The sequence below is a fragment of the Streptomyces niphimycinicus genome, from assembly GCF_018883605.1.
Classification (GTDB): domain Bacteria; phylum Actinomycetota; class Actinomycetes; order Streptomycetales; family Streptomycetaceae; genus Streptomyces; species Streptomyces niphimycinicus.
The window spans coordinates 1-2214 of sequence record NZ_JAHLEM010001033.1 but is presented as its reverse complement, the minus strand read 5'-3'; the positions used below and the strand labels follow the sequence as shown (position 1 = coordinate 2214).

General features: G+C 70.2%; 1 protein-coding gene and 1 pseudogene. One reads left to right on the top strand and one right to left on the bottom strand.

The annotated features are described in order from the left end of the window. Positions 1-341, top strand: a pseudogene (locus tag KN815_RS47210) (SAM-dependent methyltransferase); the annotation flags it as partial. A 148-nt stretch (positions 342-489) separates the two neighbouring features. Here KN815_RS47210 and ffh read toward each other — a convergent pair. Next, positions 490-2034, bottom strand: a complete 1545-nt coding sequence (gene ffh / locus KN815_RS47205; RefSeq protein WP_216347926.1) for a signal recognition particle protein — start codon at positions 2032-2034, stop codon at positions 490-492. Between the last annotated feature and the right edge of the window lie 180 nt (positions 2035-2214).

The following is a 2214-nucleotide window of genomic DNA, read 5'->3' as shown; positions in this document are numbered from 1 at the left end:
GGCTCGCCGATCCGGTGGGCTCCCCCGGCCGCCGCCGGGCGGCTGAGGCGCCCCCTGCCGCGCGCTGGTGGCCGTGCGGCCGCGACGACCTGGAGGAACTGGCCGCACTTGCCGGGCTGCGGCCCGATGGATCGGGCCGGGTGGCCTGCCCGTTCGGCTACGCCGACATGGACAGCGCGGTGCGCGGGCTGCTGTCGACGGGGCTCTTCGACGCGGCGGAGCGGGTCACGGATCCGATCCAGGTCCGCAAGGAGATCACCGAGGCGCTCCATCCGCATCAGCGCGCGGACGGCACGGTGTGGATGCCGAACGTCTTCCGCTATCTGATCTGCCGGATCTGAACTGCCGAATCTGAACTGCCGTATCTGAACGGGACCGTCGCGTAAGGCCCCTGACGGTGTGCGCAGGGGCCTTACGGTTCATTCGTACGGGGACGCCCCGGACGTCGGGACGCCTCGGGCGCCGGGACGCCTCGGGCGCCGGGGTGGCTCAGCCCATGAACTTCTTGAACTCGTCCGGGAGTTCGAAGTTCTGTCCGTCCTGCCCGCCACCGGGCAGCCCGAACGCGCCGCCCTGCTCGCGGCGCGCCGCGGCTTCCTGCTCCTGCTGAGCGCGCTTCAGCGGATTTCCGCTGCGCTGCTTCCCCTTGGCCTTCTTCTGCTGCTTGCCCTTGCGCTTACCGCCACCCACGCCCGGCATACCCGGCATCCCGGGCATCCCCGGCATGCCGCCCTGGGCCATCTTCGACATCATCTTGCGCGCGTCGAAGAACCGCTCCACCAGGTTCTTCACCGCGCTCACCTCGACGCCGGAACCGCGGGCGATACGGGCGCGGCGCGAGCCGTTGATGATCGTGGGGTCCTGGCGCTCGCCCGGGGTCATCGACTTGATGATGGCCGCGGTGCGGTCCACTTCCCGCTCGTCCAGATTGTTGATCTGGTCCTTCATCTGGCCCATGCCCGGCAGCATGCCGAGCAGCTTGGAGATGGAGCCCATCTTGCGGACCTGCTCCATCTGCGCCAGGAAGTCGTCGAGCGTGAACTCCTTGGGGCCCTTCGCCAGCTTGGCCGCCATCTTCTCGGCCTCTTGCTGGCTGAAGGTCTGCTCGGCCTTCTCGATCAGGCTGAGCATGTCGCCCATGCCGAGGATGCGGGACGCCATGCGGTCCGGGTGGAACGCGTCGAAGTCGTCCAGCTTCTCGCCGTTGGAGGCGAACATGATCTGGCGGCCGGTGACATGCGCGATGGACAGCGCGGCACCGCCGCGCGCGTCGCCGTCCAGCTTGGAGAGCACCACACCGTCGAAGCCGACGCCGTCGCGGAACGCCTCCGCGGTGTTCACCGCGTCCTGGCCGATCATCGCGTCGACGACGAAGAGGACCTCGTCCGGGCGGACCGCGTCGCGGATGTCGGCGGCCTGCCGCATCAGCTCCTCGTCGATGCCGAGGCGGCCCGCGGTGTCGACGATCACGACATCGTGCTGCTTGGTCCGGGCGAACTCGATCGAGTCCTGCGCCACCTTGACCGGGTCGCCGACGCCGTTGCCCGGCTCGGGGGCGAAGACGGCGACACCAGCCCGCTCCGCGACCACCGAGAGCTGGTTGACGGCGTTGGGCCGCTGAAGGTCACAGGCGACGAGCAGCGGGGCGTGGCCCTGGCCCTTCAGCCAGCGGCCGAGCTTTCCGGCGAGCGTCGTCTTACCGGCACCCTGGAGACCCGCGAGCATGATCACGGTCGGCGGCTGCTTGGCGAAGCGGAGGCGCCGCGCCTCGCCGCCGAGGATGCCGATCAGCTCCTCGTTGACGATCTTGATGACCTGCTGGGCGGGGTTGAGCGCCTGGGAGACCTCGGCCCCGAGGCTCCGCTCCTTGACCTGCTTGATGAACGACCGGACGACGGGCAGCGCCACGTCGGCCTCGAGCAGGGCGATCCGGATCTCGCGTGCCGTGGCGTCGATGTCCGCCTCGCTGAGGCGTCCCTTGCCCCGGAGGTTCTTGAAAGTCGCTGCGAGGCGATCGGAGAGGGTATCGAACACGGTGGTCGCGAATCCTTCGGTCGGATGTCGGGTCGGTGGTCGGCCTCCAAGGGTATCCGCCCGGCGCGGGAACGGTCTGCCCCCGGGCGTGCGGCGCCCTGGCGGGGCGTCTTTCCCCACCCCGCCCCTTCCCGAACCGGGGCTGCGCCCCGGGCCCCGTTCCGGGGGCTCCGCCCCCGC